This is a genomic window from Muricauda sp. SCSIO 64092 (genome assembly GCF_023016285.1).
Classification (GTDB): Bacteria; Bacteroidota; Bacteroidia; order Flavobacteriales; family Flavobacteriaceae; genus Croceivirga.
The window spans coordinates 5,506,381-5,530,955 of sequence record NZ_CP095413.1; the positions used below are offsets into that span (position 1 = coordinate 5,506,381).

Genomic DNA, 24,575 nt, shown 5'->3' on the forward strand with positions numbered 1-24,575 from the left:
AGAAATGGCGACCAAGCGAAGAAAATCAAAGGCTGCTTCCGCAAAGAAAAAGCAATCCCCCCTTAGGGTGTCAAAGAAGAATAAAATCATCTTTGGCAGCTTTTTGATCGTTTTAAGTATTGCCCTGTTTTTTTCTTTCATTTCATTCTACTTCACCTGGCAGGAAGACCAAAGCCTTCTCAGTGAGTTTTCGGACAGAAATGCCGAAACCGATAATCTATTGAACAAATTTGGTGCAGCAATCAGTCATTTTTTCATGTTCAAGGGATTTGGGCTCGCCTCTTTTGCCTTTCCCGTTTTATTGGCGGTAACAGGTTTGTACTGGTTTTTGGGACTCAAAGGGTCAAGCCTTTTGGGGAAATGGATTTGGGGACTGTTGGGTATTGTTTGGGTTTCCATTGCCCTGGGGTTCCTCTTTTATGAACAACCACTACTTGGAGGTCAGATCGGCTTTGAAATGAATGACTTTCTCCAGGACTATATGGGTAAAATTGGGGTCTTCCTCCTTTTGTTATTTACCCTTGTGGTCATTATGGTGCGATTGTTCAATTTTTCACCCGAGGGCATAGGGAATTATTTTAAAAACGTCAATTTCCCAAAACCCAAACCAAAGGCCAAGGTCGAAATAGTGGATTCCAAAAAAGAATCCATTGAATTGAGTTTGGAAACCGGTGACGAAGAAATCAAAATAGATACGTACACACACAAAAAGGACATTCCGCCATTGAATCCCGAATCCGGTTTGGATGTGAACCTCCCTAAAATGGAGGAAGAGGAAATTGATCTAAAGGTTGAAAAAATAGCGGAGGAAAAACTCGAAACCGACGTCAAGGCGGCCAAACTGGTCAAGGATTTTGGTGAGTTTGACCCCAAATTGGAATTGGGCAACTATAAATTCCCCCCCATACAGCTGCTGGAAGAACATGGCGCTTCCAGGGGAATTACCATCAATCAGGAAGAACTGGAGGAAAACAAGAACAGAATTGTTTCCACCCTTAAAAACTACAAGATTGGTATTGCACAAATCAAAGCAACCATAGGTCCCACGGTCACGCTTTATGAGATTGTCCCTGAAGCCGGAGTCCGTATTTCCAGGATAAAAAACCTGGAGGACGACATCGCACTTTCATTGGCCGCATTGGGTATACGGATTATTGCCCCCATTCCTGGAAAGGGTACCATTGGTATAGAGGTGCCCAATAAAAATGCCACTGTTGTTTCCATGCGTTCCGTGATCGCCTCCTCCAAATTCCAAAAAGCGGAGATGCAGTTGCCCGTTGCTTTTGGAAAGACCATCAGCAATGAAACCTTTGTGGTGGATTTGGCCAAAATGCCCCATCTACTTATGGCCGGGGCTACGGGACAGGGAAAATCCGTGGGCTTGAACGCCGTTATTACCTCTTTGTTGTATAAAAAGCATCCGGCCGAGATCAAATTTGTTCTGGTCGATCCCAAGAAGGTGGAATTGACCCTGTACAATAAAATTGAACGTCACTTTTTGGCAAAATTACCCGATTCCGAAGAGGCCATTATCACCGACAATACCAAGGTTATCAATACACTCAATTCCCTTTGCATTGAAATGGACCATCGGTATGAACTGCTGAAATTGGCCATGGTCCGAAATATCAAGGAGTACAATGTAAAGTTCAAGTCCAGAAAGCTCAACCCCAATGACGGCCACAAATTCCTGCCCTATATTGTTTTGGTAATCGATGAGTTTGCGGATTTGATCATGACCGCCGGCAAGGAAGTGGAAGCCCCTATTGCCCGACTTGCACAATTGGCCCGGGCCATTGGAATCCACTTGATCATTGCCACGCAGCGACCCTCCGTAAATGTAATCACCGGAATAATCAAGGCCAATTTCCCGGCACGAATAGCCTTTAGGGTGACCTCTAAAATTGATTCAAGGACCATATTGGATACCCAAGGGGCCGACCAATTGATCGGACGTGGGGATATGTTGTTTACCCAGGGCAATGATGTGACCCGATTGCAGTGTGCCTTTGTGGACACCCCGGAAGTAGCAAAGATTACGGAATACATCGGTTCGCAGCGGGCCTATCCGGATGCGCACCTCTTACCGGAATATGTGGGCGAGGATTCTGGCACAGGAATTGATTATGAAATCAGTGAACGCGATAGCATGTTCCGGGAGGCGGCAGAGGTCATCGTAAATGCGCAACAAGGTTCCGCTTCCCTGATACAACGAAAATTGAAATTGGGATACAACAGGGCCGGTCGCATTATTGATCAATTGGAGGCCGCCGGTATTGTTGGACCCTTTGAGGGCAGTAAGGCCAGACAGGTTTTGATACCGGATATCCTGGCTTTAGAGCAGCTTTTACAGAACGAAACACAGAATAGAAATTAAATACAACACATGATCAGGAAAATACTTACCGTACTAACGATTCTAACCCTTTGCTTTTCCCTACAGGCGCAGAATTCCCAAAAGGCAAAAGCACTTTTGGATGAAGTTTACACCAAGGTCGTATCCTATGATAACATTGCCATAGATTTTAAATATGCCCTGGAAAATACGGATGCCAATACCAAAAGTGAGACCAGGGGCTCCGCAACATTGGAGGGGGATAAATACTTGGTGGAACTCTTTGGTTCCACACAGTTGTACGATGGAAAAAAGGTATATACCGTTGTTCCCGATAACGAAGAGGTGACCATAGAGGACAAATCCAATGATGAGCAAACGATTACCCCTTCAAAAATGCTGACGTTTTACAAAGAGGGGCACAATTACGAATGGGATATTCTGCAAAACATTCAAGGTCGAAAAATTCAGTTTGTAAAACTGACCCCCATCGATTCCAATTCGGATATCAAATCCATCCTTTTGGGGATTGATGCTGAAACCAAGCACATCCACAAGCTCATTGAAACGGGACAGAACGGCACCAAGACCACCATTACCGTTAATTCTTTCAAAACCAATCAACCCTTATCAAAAAGCTTGTTTACCTTTGATGAGGCCAAATACGAGGATGAAGGCTATTATATCATAAAGAATTAGCGTGTTGCCCATAATTGACCGATATATATTATCGCGTTTTCTCTATAATTTTTTCAGCTCTTTCGCCATATTGATGGTGATTTTCATTTTTCAGACCGTTTGGCTGTTCATTGATGATCTGGCAGGAAAGGATTTGGATCTCCTGATCATTGGCAAGTTCCTGTTCTACTATATGCCCACATTGATTGATAAAGTACTGCCCCTAACGGTCCTCCTGGCCTCCTTGCTCACCTTTGGTACTTTTGCGGAGAACTACGAGTTTGCTGCCATGAAAGCCTCGGGCGTCTCCCTACAGAAGGCCATGCGCAGTATTATTGCTTTTGTCATTTTGTTGGGAATTGGGGCGTTCTTTCTGGCCAATAACATTATTCCGGCCTCGGAGCAAAAGATATTCAATATGCGTCGGAACATTGCCAAGGTAAAACCCGCTGCTGTGATTGTGGAAGGGGTTTTCAGTGATATTGAGGGAACGGATATGAATATGAAGGTGGCCAAGAAGTCCGGTGACAAGGACCAGTACCTTCAGGATGTCATCATCCACCAAAAAACAAAGACCAATATCAACACGGTGGTCATTAAGGCCCAAAATGGGGAATTGATCAGTAGCGAAGCCTCCGATATCATTCAATTGGAACTTAAGAATGGCTACTATTATGAGGAAATACAAAAAAGGTCTGCCAAGGACAAACGAAAGTTTCCCTTTACCCGTGTAAACTTTGAAACCTATGTCAAGAACATTGACGTATCCGACTTGAACAATCAGGATATTGAGGCAGAATCGGATATCATGACGGACAAAATGAAAAATGTATTCCGACTGACCAAGGATATCGATTCGCTTCGCGACAACAATCTTAAACAGGTAAAGGCCTTTTCCAAGAATATCACCATACGCATGGGTGCCTTTCCCGTAACAACCAAGGACAGCACCAAAACCAATGAAGCAAGGAACGAGGAGGAAATTCTCCTGGAAACGATGGAAAAGAAAATCGATTCCACTGTTGATTTAAATGACCTTGCTACCCTGGTTCCCGAATGGCAGGAGTCACAATTGTACAATAATGCAAAAAACGCCCTAATCAATATTTTAAACACGGTCAATGGTAAAAAAGTGGAACTTGGTAAGCGCTATGAAATCTACAATAGGCATATTCTGTCCCTACATAAGAAGTTTGCCTTAGGTTTTGCCTGTATTATTTTGTTCTTTGTGGGTGCCCCATTAGGCGCCATTATACGAAAAGGGGGATTGGGACTTCCCATGGTCATTGCCATTATTCTGTTCTTAACGTATTACTTTATTGGGGTCTTTGCGGAGAATTCCGCAAAAAAAGGAGGGCTCAATCCTGTCTTAGGTGCCTGGCTTTCCACCATTATCATGTTGCCCTTGAGCATTTATTTCACCAAAAGGGCCACAGCGGACCGTGGATTGATGGGTGATGGTAATTTTATACAACGTATTACAGAATTTTTTAAGTTTAAGAAGAAAGCACAAAACAAATAAAATGGAGATTGCCACAAAACTGAATACCATAGAGGAAGCCATAGCGGATATTAGGCAGGGTAAGGTCATTATTGTGGTAGATGATGAGAACAGGGAAAATGAAGGGGATTTTTTGGCCGCTGCCGAATTGATTACCCCTGAGACCATCAACTTTATGGCCACCCATGGAAAAGGCCTTATCTGTGCCCCACTTACAGAAGGCAGGTGTAAACAACTGGGACTCCATAAGATGGTATCCCATAATACCGATCCATTGGAAACCGCCTTTACGGTTTCGGTAGATCTAAGGGGAAACGGGGTTACCACCGGTATTTCCGCTTCTGACCGTGCCAAAACCGTTTTGGCATTGACGGATGAAAATACCAAAGCCCATGAACTGGGACGCCCAGGACATATTTTCCCCCTAATTGCAAAGGAAGGTGGGGTGCTCAGACGGACCGGGCATACGGAAGCCGCCATTGATTTTGCACGTTTGGCGGGTTTAAAACCTGCTGGGGTCATCGTTGAAATAATGAATGAGGACGGCAGTATGGCCAGATTGCCCGAGCTATTTGAAGTAGCCAAAAAGTTCAATTTGAAAATCGTCTCCATTGAGGATCTTATTGCCTATAGAATGGAGCACGATAGCCTTATTGAAAAAAAAGAGGACTTTGATATCCAAACCCGATTTGGCGCATTCCGCCTAAGGGCCTATCAACAGACCACCAATGATCAGGTCCATATTGCCTTGACCAAGGGAAACTGGAACAAAGGGGACCGCATACTCACCAGGATCAATTCCACGCTGGTGAACAATGATATTCTGGGTACGCTCACCAATAACCCCGAGGATAAGTTGGTCGACATGTTCAAAGCCATCAATGCCGAGGAAAAAGGCGCTTTTATTTTTATCAACCAGGATTCCAAATCCATAAAGCTCCTGAGCAGGTTGAGCGAATTGAAGGAGCTGCAGGCCAAAGGAATCTATAAAGCCCCAAAAATAGAAATGGACTCCAAGGATTTTGGGGTTGGGGCACAAATCCTACACGATCTGAACATTACCAAAATCCGTTTGCTGACCAATTCGGTGCAGACCAAACGTGTGGGTATTGTAGGCTATGGCCTGGAGATTGTGGAATATGTGCGCTATTAACGTTCAGGGGTTATCCCTCGCAGTATCTCGGACATCTTATCTGCCCTTTGCCTTACCTCACTTTCCGTCCACCCCAATTTAATAAGGCAGGAAATCGTTCGTCCTATCCAATGATCGGAAGCTGAAAAATCAGCTGTTGAATACTCAGGAAGCTGTTTCACGACTTGTTCCGGTAAATTACCCAACGACTTTTTTTCAATAAGGTGTTCCCATTTGCGGTAGTAGTGCCAATTGTTGTCATACCAATAAAAACAGCCATCTACGCCAGCTTCGGCTAAAGTACCATGCGCCTTTTTGGTCAATTCTGCAGTAGGAAGGAAAAAATTGAGGAAGGAATAGTTTTCTTTCCCCCCTTCGGGAACCCTTCTAAAGGCAATCCCCTCGATGGAGTGCAAGGCTTCCTTCAATATGGCGTAATGGTTTTTCTGGATATGGACAAACTCATCCAAGCGTTGGACTTGGGCGCAGCCCACTGCGGCATTCAATTCAGAAATCCTAAAATTATACCCCAGAAAGGGATGGGTTTCCGCTCCCCTATCATTGCCTATATGATCATGCCCGTGATCGGCATATTTATGGGCATTTTCATAGAATTCCAAACGGTCCGTAATCAAAGCGCCTCCTTCACCACAGGTAATCGTTTTTACAAAATCAAAGGAAAAACACCCCAAATCCCCAATACTTCCCAAAGGTTTCCCTTTATAGGAACCCCCTATGGCCTGGCAGGCGTCTTCCAAAAGCAGGAGGTCATGCGTTTTACAAATGGCCTTCAAGGCATCCAAATCGGCCATGGAACCACACATATGTACGGGCATGATCACTTTGGTATTTTTGGTGATGGCCCTTTCAACGGCATTGGGATCCAAGGTCAATGTATCGTCCACATCAACCAGAATAGGAACCGCACCCAGCGCTAAAATGGACTCAAAACTGGCTACAAAGGTAAAAGTGGGCATGATCACTTCATCCCCTGCCCCTACTCCCGCACTGGCCAGGGCCACCGTTAGGGCTGCCGTACCGCTACTTACGGCATGTGCATATTGGGTCTGCATACGTTGTGCCAGTGCAAATTCCAAGGTTTTTGTTTTCCAATGCCCTTTGCGCATACCGTCAAAACCGTAACGCATCAGGACCCCATTGTCCAAAACATCTTGTACTTGTTTTTTTTCAGCTTCCCCAAACAATTCAAATCCAGGCATATCCCTTTAAATAAAAAACCACAGTCGAATTGCCATTGCAACCACCATGATGATTAAAAATGCTTTTATGAACCCGTCCCCTTTTTTTACCGAAAATCGGCTCGCAATCCAGGCACCCGAACCTTGACCAATGGCTAAAATACATCCGACCAGCCAGTTTACCTTGTCATTAAAAACGAAAACGGCCAACGCTGCCAAAGTGTACACAAAAACCGCAGCGACTTTGGTGGCATTGACCCGAACTAAATTCATACGATGTACGTAATGCAAATATAGGATGATGACAAAACCAATACCAGCATTGATAAATCCTCCGTAGATACCAATTAAAAAGAAGACAAAAATCCCCAGCCAAAGGTATTTCCCTGTGAGTCTTTCGGCCAAATCGGTCATATTTACCTTGGGTTTTAAAACAATAAGCAGCACTACGGCAATCATGATACCGGCAAGAATACGGTTAAAGGTCTCCCCTTTAATGTCCACTGCTATCTGTGCCCCAATGATGGCCCCAAAGAAAGCCGCTATCCCCAGGTACAAATTAAACGGAAACGTGGAAACCCCCTTACTTCTAAATCCCGCTACCCCCATAGCGGTCTGAATGGTTATGGCTACTCTATTGGTTCCATTGGCCACAGCTGGTGGAAGTCCCAAAAAAATAAGGGTGGGCAATGTAATGAGGGAAGCCCCTCCTGCAATGGTATTGATAAAGCCCACGGTGAAACCCACCAAAACCAAAAGTGGGTAGTGCCATAATTCTTCCATGTGCACAAATGTACCATCAAAACAAAAAAGGAATACCATAAAAATTAAAACCAATCGCTTTAGTGAAAATAAAAAGCTATGTATATTTGCACCCGCCTTCGCAAAGGCTCCGGCGGTAAAACCGCAAATTTTTATGAGGAGGAATGGCAGAGTGGTCGAATGCGGCAGTCTTGAAAACTGTTGAGGGTCACACCTCCGGGGGTTCGAATCCCTCTTCCTCCGCTTTTTTACGCTAAAAGCCCCTATTTTAGGGGCTTTTTTTGTGGCATTGTGGAACCCCCATACAAAACCAAACTATTTTTGATGTAAGGAAACACTTGCCTGGCAATTAAAAACAAAGTTTTGAAAACAGGTCTACTAGACACTATATCCCCTAAAAGGTCCATTAGTGAAACTATGAAATGGGACTAGGAATGGGACACCTAACTAAATTTTAAAGTTTTTTCTGTAATAGTTTCATAAAATGGTCGTTTATTGAAACTAATACCATTGAAAAATCGTTCAAATATTTCGAAGGATTTGGCGTCTAAATTCACTTTATGGAAGGGTGACCTTTCGCTTTTCCCCATACTTTTATGAAATTTAAATCAGCATAATATGCGTTTAGCGTTCTAATTTTCTTGTCCTTCAAAAAGTTTGGTATGATTTCATCGACAACCACCCCAGCCCACATAGCTTGCTCGTGACCTGCATTTTCAACCTTCACGTGAATTGCCTCGCTGAAACCCATCATGGTTTCCTCCACTTGTTCAATAGGGGTGCGGCAATCCAGTTCGCCGGTAATGAACAAAGTGGGAATATCGGTTAACAATGGTTTTGAGGGTTCAAAAGAAAGTGTATTGGACACCCAATGGTCTTTTGCAGCGGAAAAGGGGAAATTCACAACATTTCCAAAAATACTTTGTTGGGCTTCTTTTTTTATTTGTGACCACCTCAACTCACTTACACCGGAGGCCAATTGTTGATTTATTCCGTTCCCGGGTAAGGCAATTGCGTATGCAATCCTTTTTTGAACAAACCATGTAAACATGGAATAATCTCCTTTCCATATTGTGTATAAAAGTCTTGGTATGACGGGGATATCAGTATAATCATCAATATCCAACCTTAGAATCAAAGCAAGACCAAATGCTCCAATCTTTAAGTCCATGTTTTCAGCGGTCAGAGGGTTCTGTACATTAATTGTAACCGGATTTTTCTCCAATTTTCCCATAACCTTATGAACAAGCGCTGTAAAATCAGGAATGTCTTTTTTTAATTCTGCTTCCAAAGCAATCATCCGGGCCAATCTTTCAATGTGCGATTCAAGATAACGAGGATAATTAAAGGATTGATTAGGTGCATCTGCCCCAACTAAAATAGCTTTTGTTACCCTTTCAGGGAATAGCTTCATGACAGACATTCCAATATGTGACCCAAAACTGAATCCAAAGATTGAATATTGTTCCATACCCAAAGCGGTCATTAGATCATTGACATCCTTGGCATATTCTTCAATGGTGTAACCCGTGACATCGCCCCCTCTTTCTCTAAAAGTTTTTAGTGATTTTTTGGCCATGGTTCCGTAATGAAGATTGGCTGCCGCTTCGGTAACGAAAAAGTCTTTTGGGAATGCTCCGGTCCAAACATACATAAGGGATTCATCATCAATCCCGCGTCTATCGACAAATATTAAATCTGTGACCTCTAAAAGCCCTAACCAATCTGTTAAATCCTCCGGACTTTTTGCTTGCCAGGTACTGCTACCATCCCCGCCTTCCAGATAGACCGTTGGTGCGCTATGGTTCCCGGAAATACTTTTTAGCCATGTGTACTTGACTTTTATCTTCCTACTGTTTGGATTTTGTCTTTTTTCAAGAACTTGTAAATAACCAACCTCTCCTTTAATGACCTGTTGTGTTGTGGTTCTAAACAATTTTTGTTGAACATCGACTAATTTAATCTGTCCAGAAACACAAAAGCTAAAAACCAATATGGTAATAATTGTAAAAACCGTTTTTTCCATGTCTTTGAATTTTTTCGCAAAAATGTGGTCGTTTGCAAAAGCAGAAAAATTCAGAATGTCTCAAATGGCCATTTGAGACTTTTAGACCTTCGATTTTAGATATTCCGATGGAGTCATGCCCGTTTCTTTTTTAAAGACTCGGTAAAAAGAGGCTTTTGAACTAAAACCCACCTCTTGACCCAATCCAAGAATTGAATACTTTTTACTTTTTGGATCCAAGGTCAATCTCTTAAAGGCCTCAATACGATTTTTATTTATCAAATCATTAAAATTGATCTTGAGTGTTTTGTTTATGGTAGTAGAAAGTGTGTTAATTGGCCAGCCAAGGTGCCCTGCCAACTTTGCTAGCGTTAGGTTTGGGTCTTTATAGAGTTCTTGTCCTTGTAGCGCATGGAGGATTTCATTCTTCTTTTCATTCAGCTCATTAACGGAAAAACTGAATTTTCCAATTTTGTCCATGTACTTTCCAATAACGCCCATATGTCTTGTTAAATACAAATACCCCAATAAATAAATCCAAAAGGCCATTATGGCACCAAGTGACTTGTAAAGCCATGCAGAGTTTTCGTCCAATTGATTTATGAATATCAACCCTATGGGAATAGCTATCATCAGAAAACCAATTAACAGCACCCAGGATGTCATTAACAAATGAAGCCACCTCTTTACGTCGTTAAATTCTTGCAATACGGGCTTGGCATCAATTGATTCTTTGTACATCAGATATGTATAAATACCCAAATGGACTATTACTAAAAAAAATATCCATAAAGCAAAGGTTTGTATTAGGACAATATTTTCATATGCCCAATCCATATTTGCTCTGATAAACAAAAAAGAAAGCACAAATAAAACAACATCTAAAAAGAAAGAAGGCAAAAAGTGGAGAATGTCCGTTTTTTTAAATTTTCGCAAAGGGTCTTTGAGATAAACAATGTGTAAGTGTGCCAATGGCCCATAGGCAAAACTGAACTCCATAGGAATGGGAAATCTGGCATTGAACGCGTGAATTGATTCTTCAAGTACCAAATGCAACAAAGACAGGGAAACTAAGAAAACCAGGATAGCAAAGCAGGTGTGTGGTCTTTTTTTAGGCCTTTTAAAAAAAATGATAAATGACAAAACAATACCTTGAATTACTGCAAGTAAAAAATAGAAGTTAGATGTGTTCAGCGAAGTATCTATCATGGATTCTGTTCTCCATAAACTGTCGTAAAAGAACGGGAGGCAGTTTTAGATAAAATTACGGAGTTTTTCTATTTCAAATAAAATCAATGCAAAGGGTATTCTAAAAACTGCAAATACTTTGACGACAAACTTAAACCATGATAAATCCGATATCATTAAAAGTCACATTCAACCAACGATTTAAAGAATCCTTCACTAAAGTTTTACGAATATTGCTCTGACTTGTTATCGAATTGTAGTTCAAAAGGGTAGTATTGCCAAAGCTTGGTTAAAAAGTTGTAATCTTCAATCCCGTCCTTGGAAAAGACCAAAAAACATGCTGTTTTCAAAATTCGAAAGGACCCTCTTCCTCCGCAAGAGCAATAGGAAAGCCCCTGTTTTAGGGGCTTTTTTTGTGGTATTTTAGGATCCCATACGCTACCAAACTATTTTGATGCGTGGAAACATCCGGGTTGCAATTAAAACAGCGCTTTGGAAATAGGTTTGCCGGACTTTGCATGCACGCCATCCCATAAAGGGTGAATCAACGAAACCACCAAATGAGACCAAGAATGGGACATTCGAATAAAATGTTCATCTTTTTGTGAATAGTCTTGTAAAAAGGCACTTCTGGGGAACCGTACTTGGTTTCATTATTTTGATTTCTTTAAATCAAGCGATATGGGCAAAACAAAACCTTTAATGATCCAATAGAGGTTTGATATCGGAGTAAAATTTAATTTCCTTCTATGGGTTGTGCCTTAAAACCTATTTTACCTAAAGTCTCAATCACCTCTTTTTTACTTGCACTATTGCTCTCAACGGTCAATATCTTATCTGGATTTTCCGTGTTCACTTCCCAATTTTCAATACCTTCTTGTTTGTCCAAGAATGGGGTTACTTTTGAGACGCAACCGCTACAATTGATATTTGTTTTGAATTTCATTTTTTCCATCGTTCTATTTTTAAGGATTATTTTAAATTTTTGTTTGTTTGAGCCGTAAACTGTTCAACACTACGGATACACTACTAAAGGCCATTGCCGCACCCGCTATCATTGGATCCAACAAGAATTCGTTTATAGGATATAAAACACCTGCGGCGATAGGGATACCTATGATATTATAGATAAATGCCCAGAATAGGTTTTGCCTGATGCCCATAACGGTTTTTTGGGATAATTTTAGTGCCTTAGGTATGGATTGTAGGTCTGAGGTAATCAAGGTCATCTTTGCCACATCCATCGCAATGTCCGACCCTTTGCCCATCGCAATACTTACATCGGCCTGTGCAAGCGCGTGGGAATCGTTTATACCATCACCTACCATCGCAACCACCTTACTTTGTTCTTGTAGTTTCTCGACAAAATCCGCTTTATCCGACGGCATCACTTCAGCTTTATAATCGGTAATACCTACTTGGGCTGCGACCGCTTTTGCCGTGTCTTCGTTATCGCCAGTGAGCATGAACACTTCTATACCTCGCTGTTGTAGTGTGGCAATCGCTTTTTTTGAGGTTTCCTTTACTTCATCTGCTATGGCAAGTATTCCAAGAACACGTTTGGTATCGGAGAAGAACACCACTGTTTTGGCTTCTTTTTGCCATTGTTGTGCCTGCTTCAAATGCTCGCTATGCAACTCAATATTGTTGGCTTCCAATAGTCTTTTGTTGCCCATGAAGTATTGTCCTGCAACTTTGGCATCGCTCAACACAGGTTTTGCGCCGTGCCTGCCGATAGACCGGAAAGCGGAAACTCCTTGTCCGGTGATACTTTCAAAATCGGAAACTTCAATGGGCTTAACACCTTCTTCTTTTAAATGGTCGATTACAGCGGTTGCCAGTGGATGTTCGGATTGTTGCTCCATAGCCAATAGAATCCCTTTTGGTTCGGGCTTTTCGTCTATCCAAAGCGTATCGGTAATCACGGGTTTGCCTTTGGTAATCGTACCCGTTTTGTCCAGGATAATCGCATTTACTTTATGGCCCAATTCAAGGCTTTCGGCATCTTTTATAAGTATGTTGTTATCTGCCCCTTTACCAATACCCACCATAATGGCCGTTGGTGTGGCAAGACCCAATGCGCACGGACAAGCGATGACCAAGACGGCTACCGAAGTAAGCAGGGCATGGGTAAAGGCATTGTCGCCGCCCAATGTCATCCATACAATAAATGTGACAATGGAAATACCGATAACGATAGGCACGAATACACCTGCGATTTTATCCACGAGTTTTTGAACGGGTGCCTTACTGCCCTGGGCCTCTTGCACCATTTTGATGATTTGGGCAAGTAAGGTCTCACCGCCCACTTTTTTTGCAGTGAATTGAAAGCTTCCTTTTTGGTTGATGGTCCCTGCAAATACTTCATCGCCCTTTTCTTTTGATACGGGAATGGGTTCACCGGATATCATACTCTCATCTACATAGGAATTCCCCTTGCTCACCTCACCATCAACTGGAATTTTTTCACCAGAGCGTACCAGCACGGTATTACCTATCTGAACCGAGGAAATTGGAATTTCCCTTTCAGTTCCATTTTCGATGACCATCAGGGTTTTAGGTTGCAATCCCATCAGTTTTTTTATGGCCGAAGAGGTATTGGATTTGGCCTTTTCCTCCAGCAGCTTTCCTAAAGAAATAAAGGTGATGATTACCGTTGCGGCCTCGTAGTAGACGTGAGGATGCACACCACGAGCATGCCAGAAATCCGCAAAAAATGTATTGAATACACTGAAAATGAATGCAACACCCGTACTAAGGGCTACCAACGTATCCATATTGGCCTTGCCATATCGTGCCTGCTTAAAGGCATTGCTATAGAAGCTACGCCCGAACCAGAATAAAATAGGAATGGCCAGCACGAGTGAGATGTAATGGCCGGGCACCCAATCCATAAAGAACATCCCCAAAATAAAAACGGGTAATGTGAGTAGGGCAGACCAGATAGTACGCCATTTGATGTCCTCATAATGCTTTCTTGAAAGTGCCTCTTGTGCTTCGGCAGGATCCTCGGCATCAATGATAATGTCATAGCCAACCTGCCGCAAGACGTTTTGCAGCTGTTCTTCCGTGGTGGTTTCATCGTAATCCACTAACACGGAATTACTGGCAAAATTCACCTGGGCATTATTTACGCCATCGGTATGTGATAAAATACTCTCTACACTACCAGCACAAGCGGCACAAGTCATTCCCGTAACCGGGAAAGTTTTTTTGATACCGCTTTTTTCGGTTTTTGATTTCTCAAGCACATTTACATGTTCCATAAATCTTAGTTTTCTGATGCAAATTTCAGAATATGTTAGTGTTAAGGTGTTACATTATTTGCTGAAAGAGTTGTAAGATTTACTCGCTAATCGAGATTTATACTCTAAGACTTGCCTCAAAATCAAACATTGGATTCCTATTAATGCTGCGTGGGCTTATCTCGTAGCACACTTAAATTTCATCAATTGACCTTCTGCTATGCTTTAGACCTTTTTTAAACTGTGTAGGGCTCATACCGGTTACCTTTTTAAACTGGTTGCTTAAATAGGCCACACTACTATAGTCCAATAGAAAAGCTATCTCTTTTAAGCTCATTTCATCATATGCCAGTAATTCCTTAATGCGTTCAATTTTCTGATGAATGATGTACTGCTCAAACGTGATACTCTCTACAGAGGAAAAGAGATTGCCTAAATACTTATAGTCCAGATGCAGTTGGTCGCTTATATAATCCGACCAGTTAATTTCCAAAGGTTCCCGTGAATGGTGTACCTTCTCAATGACAAGGTTCTTCATTTTTTCAATAAGCTGACTGCGACGGTCATTTACCAGGGCAAATCCTACTTTTTCCAAACGCTGGTGCATTATTTCTTTCTGTCCCACATCCAAGGCTTTTGGCAATGTTACTTCACCCAGTACAATTTCCCGATAAGCTATGTCCAGGTCATCCAGTATGTCTCTTACCGCTGTGATACAGCGCGGGCATACCATATTTTTGATGTATATTTTTTTCATTGAATACTATCTATTACAGAACCACAGGTAAGCATTGCATCACCATAATAGGGATTCCTGATTTCGGTATTGTCACTTAACCAGACCGCACCTTTATTACTATTTGCCATCGGGCACTTTTGAACGTAGAGTGCACTATCCATATGGGTAAGATTCATTGCTATGGCAACCAGATTTTCGTTGAGAACAACAAAATGGGCGCGTTGGTTTTCCAAATCATCGGTGTTTTCTATGGTAACGAGCATCTCGATACTTTTCGCAAGATGGGATTTGAGCATCTTATCAAGGTCTTTCTGTGGAATGGCTTTCATTTTTTCCGACACCGATTTCGCGAAATCGGAAACCTTACTTGCATCACTCGCTACCAGGGCATCTTTCATTTTAATGTAGGTTGGTAGGGTAGACAGAAATATTGTTTGAAATGTCTCCGGTAACTTCATTTCCATTGTTGAAGCGTTGTTCGTCTCATTGCCCATATTCGGCATTCCCAAATGCCCTTCGTGACCCGTCATTGTTTTACCACCGGATTTGTTCATCATGGACTTTTTGCCTTGTAACTGTGCCGCTGCATCTATGGTGAATGCCCCATTGGTCACAATTTCATCGCCATCTTCTAATCCGGACACCACCATAAAAGTGTCGCCGATTCTAGTGCCCAGTATTATTTCCTGCATTTCAAAGACTGGTTCGTTGGGGTTTGTCTTTACGTACACTAATGAGCGTTCCCCTGTCCACATCACTGCGCTTGCGGGAACACGTAATTGTGCCCCAGCGCTGTTTGATCTGCTTTTTATTTTCCCCGTGACGAACATCCCGGGCTTAAAAAGTCCTCTATTGTTTTTTAAATCGGCCCGTACTACCACAGTTCTCGTTTGGGTATTTAAAACAGGGTCTACAAATGACACCGTAGCATCAAATTCCTTATTAGGATAAGCATTGGTCGTTATTTTGATTTTCTGCCCTTTTCTGAACTCCGATAGCTGGTTCTCGTAGGCATCAAATTCTGCCCAAACGGAATTTAGATTACTCATTTTCACAATGGGTTGACCTTGCTTTACATAATCGCCTTCAGAAGCCATTTTTTCAGATACTGTACCGCTGACCGTGGCATATATCGGGAAGTTCTCATTTACTTTTCCAGATTCTTCGATACTGTTGATTTGGCTTTCCGAAAGTTTCCAAAGTTTTAGTTTATTGCGTACCGCTTTATATAATTCCGGTTGCGATGTTTTTAGCGAAGCTGCGGTCAACAACTCTTGTTGTGCCGCTACCAAATTAGGCGCGTAAATGGTGGCCAACAATTGTCCCTTTCTTACTTCCTGACCTTCAAAATTGACATTGAGACGTTCAATCCTGCCATCAAAATAGCTGGCTTGAATAGCGTTTTCTTCCTCGTTCATCTTGATTTTTCCCGAAAGGGAAATCCTATTGTCGTCATCTGCCGACCCTTTGCCTACTATTGTGGTTTGGATATTGGCCAATGCCATTGCATTCTTGGTCATTTTAATCTCGTTCATTGCCAGACCATCTGCACCGGATTCCGCGGGTATCAAATCCATTCCACAAATAGGGCAATCGCCTGGTTCGGGCTGCATAATCTGTGGGTGCATCGAGCACGTCCACATTTGTTCGGCACTTTCGGCTGAATGATCGTGTGTTTCGGATGCGCTGCTCTTGTTTTCGCTATTTGAATTTCCAAATATGAGCCAACCACTGAGCAGTCCGACAAGAACTGCAATAGCGATGTAAAGAATGTTTTTTTTCATAGTATTTTGATTTTATTTCCCCAATTTTAAAATGTTGATTGCTCCCCGAATTACAACTACGAATACAATTGCCCCAACAACTAAGTCCGGTATTCTTGAATTTGTCCACAGAACCAATAACCCGGCTACAATTATGCCTGAATTTATTATTACATCATTTGAAGTGAAAATCATACTAGCTTGCATATGCGCTTCTTTGCTTTTTGATTTTTGTAAGAGATAAAGACAAAAACCATTGGCCATTAAAGCAAGTATTGAAACTAGTATCATAGTCTTGAAATCAGGAACTTCGGTCGTGCCAATAAATCTTCTGAAGACTTCTACAAAGCCAATCACAGCAAGTATTATTTGAAAATACCCAGCTATTGTCGCAATTCTTTTTTTACGTAGTAATGAGCCGCCAACAGCAAGGAGGCTAAGTGCATACACAAATGAATCCGCAAGCATATCAAGGCTGTCCGCTATGAGACCCATAGACCTTGAAATAAGTCCTGTCGCCATTTCAATTGCAAAAAAGGCGAAGTTTATAAGTAGAACGGTCCAGAGTAGATTTCGCTGATCGGTTACTTGGTCGATGTCGATGATAACTTCTTCCGTTGGTCCAGAATAAATCAGTTCTTCGTTAAATCTTAAATCTGCGATGGCTTCTTGAATTTCTCTCAGGTTGCCATTATGGTAAATTGTCAGCTTCCGGTTAGGGATATCAAATGTCAACTTTGAAATCTGACCGACCGAATCCAACTTCATCCGAATCATAGCTTCTTCGGAAGGACAGTCCATTTTTGATATTTTAAATATTGATTTATCCATTATGGTTTATTCATATCCAAGACGCCTTATCCTCTAGCATGTCTTGATTTTTGATGCTTTCCATTTCTATTTCCTTATAGTCTCTGTTACCTTACCGCATTTTAACATCCTATCCCCAAAGTAGGGATTGCGAATTTCCTCTTCGGTCGATAACCAGTAACCACCTTTGTTGTTAAAGGCCATCGGGCAAAATTGTTGATACACCTCACCTGAAGACAAAGACCCTTTGACCAGTTTCCCCATCTTTTCCGTTACATCTGAAAATACCGTGCGTTGTACCTCGATATCGTCTGATTCGGAAATCTTAGAAAGCATCTCTTTTGAAGCTGCATCGTCCGTATTTTCCATTAACATTTTTGCACCGGATCGGGCCTCGTTGACATCGGTATTTACCAATGCGGTCTTTAGATGGATATAGTGCTGAAATTGTTTCCCAATCGTTTCGTTGGTAAAGGCCAGTTCCATTGTTTGAGCAACTTCATTATTGGAACTTGATTTTGGATTACCTTGTTTAGATTCATTTTTACAGGAAATAAAGCCGGTAATAACAATAATTAACAGGGTTGTTTTAAATAGCGTTTTGCTCACGTTAAGTTTGTTTGTTTTAAGGTATTCTTGAATCTTTGATTTCATAGTTATGATTTTTAGATTATTGATTTATTAAATAATTGATAATGGCCGATTGCATATAATATGTCCGTATCGACCCGATTTGATTTACTTGAAACTTTAACTGCAATTCCTGAATATCCAGGACATCGTTAAAATCTATGGTGCCCGTCTCATAATTCTTGATTAGGATTTCCTCGGCATCTTTCGCCCGGGCAAGATTTTTTTCCTGAATATTGAATTTTATCCGTGCCTGGTTACGTTGTGATCTTGCATTTGAGAAAGCCGTTTGCAGGGTGTTCAAACGCTCGCTTTTTTGTGATGCTATCTCCAACTGTTTCAATTCATTCTGTTTGGAAATAGAATTGTACTTTTTGTTGAAAATGGGAATGGAAAGTGAGACCATGGGCATCACGATATCCTTGCCGTTATCGCTGAAGGTCATATCAGGTCGCTCGGAAACAGGCATATAATCCAACCCAAAACCGATATTAGGTGCACTTTCCTTTTGGTTGAGCAATTCTGATTGCTCAATGGACTCATAGAGCTTATCGTATTTGAGCAGTTCGGGATTGAGTGCCAGTCCTTCCTCATCATAGATAGCATCTTCCGTTGGGATGGTCATTTCGGGAACAACTTCGACACCAATGCTTTCCTTTCGGTTCAAGAGATTGTTGAAGCTGGCCTGTTCTGCCAAATAATCTTCCTGCAAGACTTCCCTTTGCTGTTGCAGTTCATTCTGGCGAATTTGCAATCGCAGGACATCAACAGCAGAGGCTTTACCGACTTCCACGGAAGTCAATGCCAACTGTTCATAGGTCCGCAATAGTTGAATATTCTCATTCAGAACACTTTGCTTGGCCTTGTTCGCATATAGACTGTAATACGATTGGGCTACGGAAAGTGCCAGTTTACGTTTGGCAATAACGATTTCCACAAATTCAGTTTCCGCCATCGAACTGGCATAGTTTTCCCTTGCCGTTATTGTTCCGAACCATGGCAACATTTGGGAAACCGAGAAGCGTGCACGTTGCGCACCTGTCCTGGTTTCGGGTTCGCTCACAAAATAGCCGGCGCTGACCGTGGTGTTTGGCAAGGTATTTACCTCGTTTACCTTTTCTTGGGCAATATTATATCGCAGTTCGTAGGCCTGAATATCCGGATTGTTCGTTTCGGCTTCCCGAATATAGGACTCTAGTTCTTGCGCTCTAGCAAAAGTAGAAACAAACAAAATGCTCATAACGATTAGTATATACTTCATTTGTCCGCTTTTTTAAGTTGAACTTCTTTTTTCATACTGAACAGTACCGGAACCACAAACAGGGTAATCAGGGCTATCAACATCCCGCCAAAACTCGGTATGGCCATCGGTATCATAATATCGCTTCCACGACCTGTAGACGTTAAGATGGGCAGCAAGGCCAATAGGGTCGTTGCCGTGGTCATCAAACAAGGGCGGATCCGTTTTTCGCCTGCTTCCACCACCGAATCACGGATTTCCTTTTTGTTCTCGGGGGTGTTTCGGTCAAACGTTTGTGTGAGGTAGGTAGCCATTACCACGCCGTCATCGGTAGCAATACCAAATAGGGCGATGAATCCTACCCATACCGCCACACTTAAATTGATGGTATGCATCTGGAACAAATCCCGTAAATTTTCCCCGAAGAAATTAAAGTTTAGGAACCAGTCCTGACCATACAACCAAATCATAAGGAAACCACCCGCAAAGGCAACGGCGATTCCCGTAAATACCATTAGCGAAGTACCGACGGAACGGAACTGGAAATATAAAATCAAAAAGATAATGATGAGTGCCAAGGGCACGACCACGGACAATGTCTTTTCTGCCCGTAGCTGGTTTTCATAGGTTCCTGTAAAGGCATAATTGATACTCTTTGGCACGGTCAAATCGCCACTATCGATTTTTTCCTGAATCAAGGCTTGGGCATTTTCCACTACATCCACTTCGGCAAAACCATCAAGTTTGTCGAACAACACGTAGCCTACCAAGAAGGTGTCCTCACTTTTGATGGCCTGTGGACCCTGTTCGTAACGAATATCCACCAATTCTCCAAGAGGAACGGGACTGCCTTTTTCCACAGGTACATAGATGTTTTTTAAATCCGTCGGGTTCTCACGAAGCTCGCGAGGGTAGCGTACTCGAACGGCATAGCGTTCCCGACCTTCAACAGTCTGGGTCAAGGGCATTCCTCCGACTGCTACTTGTAAAATTTCCTGAACATCCATAATGGAAATCCCGTACCGCACCAATTGTTCCCTTTTGATGTCAATAAGCAGATAAGGCTTGCCAACAATACGGTCGGCAAAAACGGCTTGTTCCTTAACACCCTTGGCCTGTTTAAGAATTTCTTCGAGTTGAAGCCCGAATGCCTCGATTTCCTGTAAGTCCTGTCCTTTTACCTTGATGCCCATAGGCGCACGCATTCCCGTTTGGAGCATCACCAATCGTGTTTCAATGGGCTGTAACTTGGGTGCTGAAGTTACGCCTGGCAATTTCGTGACCCGAACGATTTCATTCCAAATATCGTCCGGACTTTCAATCTCGGGTCGCCAGTTGCGGTAGTATTCACCATCATCATCGGGAATCAATTCGTTTCTTGTCGCGGATGTTTGCAATTGGGAAGCTTCATAATCGCCGTCATCGGCTATATCGTTATTCGGGTTGATGATAAGCTTGTCATTTTTAAGAATGAACAGCCCATCATCGTTTACTTTGTATCGTTGGGGTTTTCCGCTTTCGTTCAGCATGTATTCCGGCTTATACTGAATGACGTTTTCGTACATTGATAGCGGTGCAGGGTCAAGGGCGGATTCGGTTCTGCCCGCTTTCCCTACCACTGTTTCAATTTCCGGGATGGTCGCCACGGCCATATCCAATTGCTGCAATACCCGTTTGTTCTCTTCGACCCCTGCGTGCGGAAGCGATGTTGGCATCAACAGGAAAGAACCTTCATTGAGGGAGGGCATAAATTCCTTGCCCGTATTCTGCATAATCAATACCCCGAAAATGACAATTAGTGTTGGGACGGATAGGAACAGCAATTTGTTTCGTAATGCCCACCTAAGAATACGGGTGTAACAATGTCGGAACACCCAGAATGTAACCAAAAGACCAAAGGAAATGATACTCACAAAAATCAGGTTCATTAGTACACTTCGGTCAAAACCCAATGGGCGCCAATACACCGCAAGAAGAGATACAATAGTGGCGGCCGATAATACGATGGTGGCCAGGTTGAATCGCTTTTGAGAAAGCATCCCTAAAGAAGTAAGGATTGTAATGATGCCAAAACCTACCAATACCAATCCCAGCCAGTACCCCAAAAAGATGAAAACTATTCCTGTAATGATCAGGGCTGTGTTAATGGCATATCGATACCAATGTTTTAGATTTTGTTTTTTGAAAATAGATGCTGCAAATGGGGGTATAAGGAAAAGGGCAATGATAATTGAAGCTACCAATGCCATTGTTTTTGTAAACGCCAGCGGACGGAATAGTTTTCCTTCGGCACCTATCATTGTAAATACTGGGATAAAACTGATAATAGTCGTAAGTACAGCGGTCAATATGGCCCCGGAAACTTCTGCCGTGGCATCGTAAACCACCGCATTAATGGGTAATTGCGCATTACTCCCTTTTTCTCGATTATCGGCCATGTGCCTTATAATGTTTTCGGTGAGGATAACGGCCACATCAACCATTGTCCCTATGGCTATGGCAATACCCGAAAGGGCCACGATGTTTGCATCTACGTTAAAAAATTTCATCGAGATAAAGACCATTAGAACGGCTACCGGCAATAATCCTGAAATCAAAACCGAAGCCCTTAGATTAAAGACCATGACCACGATGACCAGTACCGTAATCAATATCTGCAACGTCAAAGCTTCTTTAAGTGTTCCCAGAGTTTCTTGTATGAGTTCGGTCCTGTCATAGAAGGGAACAATGGTAACCTGTGAGTTGCGGCCGTCCGATAGTTCCTTTGTAGGTAAACCTGAAGAGATTTCGGCAATTTGGTCTTTGACATTATTGATGACCTGCAACGGATTTGCACCGTAGCGTGCCACGACCACACCGCCCACAACTTCGGCACCTTCCTTGTCCAAAATGCCTCTGCGGGTTGCTGGCCCCAAGCTGACTTTCCCAACATCCTTAATTCGGATAGAAGTAAAATTCTCTGAAGTAACGACTGCGTTTTCGATATCGACAATAGATTTCACATAACCCAGACCCCGAACAAGGTATTCAGCCTGGTTCATTTCCAAAGTCTGTGCGCCAATGTCCCTGTTACTCTCTTTTACGGCCTTTACAATATCGGCCAGACCGATGTTATATTGGCGCATCAATTCTGGGTTTACATCCACCTGATATTCTTGGACATAACCACCGATAGACGCTACCTCCGAAACGCCGCTAGCGGATGACAGCGCATATTTAACGTAGTAATCCTGAATGCTACGAAGTTCTTGCAAATCCCATCCTCCGGTAACATTGCCCTCTTTGTCCCGGCCTTCCAGCGTATACCAAAAAATCTGGCCCAAGCCCGTGGCATCTGGTCCCAAGGCAGGATTGACACCTTCAGGCAACAAGCCGCTTGGTAATGAGTTTAGTTTTTCGAGAATACGGCTACGGCTCCAATAGAATTCTATATCTTCCTCAAAAATGATATAGATGCTTGAAAACCCGAACATCGAAGAGCTACGAATGGTCTTTACCCCTGGTATTCCTAATAGGGAAGTAGTTAGCGGATAGGTGATTTGGTCTTCAATGTCCTGTGGCGAACGACCATCCCATTTGGTAAAAACAATCTGTTGGTTTTCACCAATATCCGGTATGGCATCCACTGCTACGGGGTCACTTGGCAGTATACCGGTTTCCCAATCAAATGGTGCATTCACGATACCCCAACCCACAAATAACGAGAGCATCAGTACCGCAATGAGTTTGTTTTCTATTAGAAATTTTATGCCTTTGTTCAGCATGGAAAGTGATAATTAGACAGTTAAACAAATAGGTTGTTTTGTGGTATTTTCAAAACAGAACACAACAAAACGAGCCCAGCGCTTAAAACCGCAGGGCAATAAGATCACTGTCTAAAAATCAAATTAAAAAAGTCTGGTGTAGCACTTGTACATCCCATATCAGAGGAGGTGGGGAATAGTCCTTGAAAGGGACTATCTCTTTGTCAAAGCCTTCAAAAAGGTTGATATAGGAATGAGTGAAAGAGGCAAGAAAAATCTGTTGGTCCAAAGAAAGCTGGTCGAAGGATACTTTTAGGTCATCCTGCCCCTCAAAGACAACTTCCACATCGGAACAGCAGTTCATTTTCATTTCCATTATGGAACACTGGCCTGAGGTTTTGGTCATCTCAGCTTTCATCATACAGGTCTCTGCTTTTTGCATGAAACTAAAATCCACCAAGTGGTCTCCGCAATAGTGCATATCCAAGGTGAAAGACATCGTGGAGAACAACACTATCCCTGCCAATAAAAGGGACATTATTTTATGAAAAATGGCTTTCATTTAAATGTAAAACTACAAAAATTTAACAATCGTATATGGGCTTTAAGAAATCTTTAGTTAACTCAAATGAAGAAAAAAGGATGAAAAAAGTACTATAAAATGAAGGTTTTCCGAGACCTTGGTCCCGGTGAAAATAGTTGAACCACTATTATATTATCCGATTGACTTCATGCTCCGATTTATCGTGTTTCCAACGTTTATGGGTCCACAACCAGTACTGTGGGGCATTCAAAATATCTTTTTCCAATTGTTTTGTGAAACCTTTTGTGATTTCCCCTTGCTTTAGTTTGCAATGATTATCGGAAATAAGTGTAAAAACTACTTTGTATTGCCCACGCGCTACTTTTAAGTTTGAGCCTGCAATGATGGGCATGTCAAATTCCCTTGCCATTCTCTCTGCACCGTAAGCTACCGCCGTTTCCTGGTTTAAAAATGTGGTGAAGTGGGCTAGTTGCGATTTTCTCGGTGATTGATCGCTTCCAAAAATCACCGCAAATTGCTCTTCTTTCTGCATTTTCATTTTTTGAAGAACCGAATCGATATTCAACATATGCAGTCCATATTTGGAACGACTTTCAGTAATCTTTTTTTCCCAAAACTTGTTCTTTAAAGGGGAATAAAGGGCCAAGGGGGTATGTTTGATCTGTCCTGCAACAGCAAGCGCGAACAATTCCCAACTGTTGTAATGGCCCCCTACCAAAACAACACTCTGTCCCTTGTGGAAATAGTGTTCCAACAATTCTACGTTGACAATTTTCATACGCCTCTTGGAGTCGGCCTCGGAAATGGTGAAGTTTTTTATGCTTTCCACGATCAGGTCGCCAAGATGTCTATAAAAAGCTCTTTCAATCCCACGTATCTCGGCTACCGATTTTTCAGGAAAGGAACATGTCAAATTATTTTTTACCACGGTCCTTCGATACCTAAATATTCGGTAAATGATAAAGTACAGCACATTGGAAATGCCGTACAACACAAAAAGTGGCAAACGCGATATTGGCACAAGCAACAAATAGTAAATAAGTTTATCCATCATAACCTGT

General features: G+C 42.3%; 18 protein-coding genes and 1 tRNA gene. 5 read left to right on the forward strand and 14 right to left on the reverse strand.

The features are described from left to right. Positions 1 to 4: 4 nt before the first annotated feature. The 4 genes from L0P88_RS23005 (at position 5) to ribB (ending at position 5,667) form a co-directional block, all read left to right on the forward strand. Positions 5 to 2,377 (forward strand): FtsK/SpoIIIE family DNA translocase, encoded by a 2,373-nt coding sequence (locus L0P88_RS23005; RefSeq protein WP_247132404.1) that lies wholly within the window; start codon positions 5 to 7, stop codon positions 2,375 to 2,377. A 9-nt stretch (positions 2,378 to 2,386) separates the two neighbouring features. Beyond that, positions 2,387 to 3,034 carry a LolA family protein gene (locus tag L0P88_RS23010; RefSeq protein ID WP_247132405.1) on the forward strand — a complete coding sequence of 216 codons (648 nt, stop codon included), beginning with the start codon at positions 2,387 to 2,389 and terminating at the stop codon, positions 3,032 to 3,034. Between the two features lie 73 nt (positions 3,035 to 3,107). Further along, on the forward strand, positions 3,108 to 4,535 hold the full coding sequence (locus tag L0P88_RS23015) for an LptF/LptG family permease (protein WP_247132407.1): 1,428 nt from the start codon (positions 3,108 to 3,110) through the stop codon (positions 4,533 to 4,535). Between the two features lies 1 nt (position 4,536). Continuing rightward, the gene (gene ribB, locus L0P88_RS23020; protein WP_247132409.1) at positions 4,537 to 5,667 is read left to right on the forward strand and encodes a 3,4-dihydroxy-2-butanone-4-phosphate synthase; all 1,131 of its coding nucleotides are present in this window, start codon (positions 4,537 to 4,539) and stop codon (positions 5,665 to 5,667) included. Here the strand turns inward: ribB and L0P88_RS23025 are convergent. After that, entirely contained in the window at positions 5,664 to 6,866 is a 1,203-nt protein-coding gene (locus tag L0P88_RS23025) for a DegT/DnrJ/EryC1/StrS family aminotransferase (protein ID WP_247132411.1), read from the reverse strand. The genes ribB and L0P88_RS23025 overlap by 4 nt on opposite strands. 6 nt (positions 6,867 to 6,872) lie before the next feature. Further along, on the reverse strand, positions 6,873 to 7,628 hold the full coding sequence (locus tag L0P88_RS23030; RefSeq protein ID WP_158777742.1) for a sulfite exporter TauE/SafE family protein: 756 nt from the start codon (positions 7,626 to 7,628) through the stop codon (positions 6,873 to 6,875). 137 nt (positions 7,629 to 7,765) lie between these two features. Here L0P88_RS23030 and L0P88_RS23035 point away from each other — a divergent pair. After that, positions 7,766 to 7,850, forward strand: a tRNA-Ser gene (locus tag L0P88_RS23035). Positions 7,851 to 8,160: 310 nt separating this feature from the next. Here the strand turns inward: L0P88_RS23035 and L0P88_RS23040 are convergent. From L0P88_RS23040 to L0P88_RS23095, 12 genes are all read right to left on the reverse strand, one after another. Next, complete coding sequence (locus L0P88_RS23040) at positions 8,161 to 9,633, reverse strand: alpha/beta hydrolase (protein ID WP_247132413.1); 1,473 nt, start codon at positions 9,631 to 9,633, stop codon at positions 8,161 to 8,163. A gap of 81 nt (positions 9,634 to 9,714) precedes the next feature. Beyond that, on the reverse strand, positions 9,715 to 10,353 hold the full coding sequence (locus tag L0P88_RS23045) for a helix-turn-helix domain-containing protein (RefSeq protein ID WP_247132414.1): 639 nt from the start codon (positions 10,351 to 10,353) through the stop codon (positions 9,715 to 9,717). A 1,183-nt stretch (positions 10,354 to 11,536) separates the two neighbouring features. Next, a complete protein-coding gene (locus L0P88_RS23050) occupies positions 11,537 to 11,755 on the reverse strand; it encodes a heavy-metal-associated domain-containing protein (RefSeq protein ID WP_247132416.1) in 219 nt (72 codons plus the stop codon). A gap of 22 nt (positions 11,756 to 11,777) precedes the next feature. Next, positions 11,778 to 14,066 (reverse strand): heavy metal translocating P-type ATPase, encoded by a 2,289-nt coding sequence (locus L0P88_RS23055; RefSeq protein WP_247132417.1) that lies wholly within the window; start codon positions 14,064 to 14,066, stop codon positions 11,778 to 11,780. A gap of 172 nt (positions 14,067 to 14,238) precedes the next feature. Beyond that, positions 14,239 to 14,802, reverse strand: coding sequence for a helix-turn-helix domain-containing protein (locus L0P88_RS23060; RefSeq protein ID WP_247132419.1), 564 nt, complete (start codon positions 14,800 to 14,802; stop codon positions 14,239 to 14,241). Next, positions 14,799 to 16,568 (reverse strand): efflux RND transporter periplasmic adaptor subunit, encoded by a 1,770-nt coding sequence (locus L0P88_RS23065; RefSeq protein WP_247132421.1) that lies wholly within the window; start codon positions 16,566 to 16,568, stop codon positions 14,799 to 14,801. Before L0P88_RS23065 ends, L0P88_RS23060 begins: the two co-directional genes overlap by 4 nt. 12 nt (positions 16,569 to 16,580) lie before the next feature. After that, positions 16,581 to 17,378 carry a cation transporter gene (locus L0P88_RS23070; RefSeq protein WP_247132424.1) on the reverse strand — a complete coding sequence of 266 codons (798 nt, stop codon included), beginning with the start codon at positions 17,376 to 17,378 and terminating at the stop codon, positions 16,581 to 16,583. A 66-nt stretch (positions 17,379 to 17,444) separates the two neighbouring features. Then, positions 17,445 to 18,011 carry a DUF3347 domain-containing protein gene (locus tag L0P88_RS23075; RefSeq protein ID WP_247132426.1) on the reverse strand — a complete coding sequence of 189 codons (567 nt, stop codon included), beginning with the start codon at positions 18,009 to 18,011 and terminating at the stop codon, positions 17,445 to 17,447. A 16-nt stretch (positions 18,012 to 18,027) separates the two neighbouring features. Beyond that, entirely contained in the window at positions 18,028 to 19,248 is a 1,221-nt protein-coding gene (locus tag L0P88_RS23080; protein ID WP_247132427.1) for a TolC family protein, read from the reverse strand. After that, positions 19,245 to 22,991 carry an efflux RND transporter permease subunit gene (locus L0P88_RS23085; protein ID WP_247132428.1) on the reverse strand — a complete coding sequence of 1,249 codons (3,747 nt, stop codon included), beginning with the start codon at positions 22,989 to 22,991 and terminating at the stop codon, positions 19,245 to 19,247. The genes L0P88_RS23080 and L0P88_RS23085 overlap by 4 nt, the downstream gene beginning before the upstream one ends. Positions 22,992 to 23,109: 118 nt before the next feature. Continuing rightward, positions 23,110 to 23,532, reverse strand: a complete 423-nt coding sequence (locus L0P88_RS23090; protein WP_409557701.1) for an HYC_CC_PP family protein — start codon at positions 23,530 to 23,532, stop codon at positions 23,110 to 23,112. A 148-nt stretch (positions 23,533 to 23,680) separates the two neighbouring features. Further along, positions 23,681 to 24,568, reverse strand: coding sequence for a lysophospholipid acyltransferase family protein (locus tag L0P88_RS23095; protein ID WP_247132431.1), 888 nt, complete (start codon positions 24,566 to 24,568; stop codon positions 23,681 to 23,683). Positions 24,569 to 24,575: the final 7 nt, after the last annotated feature.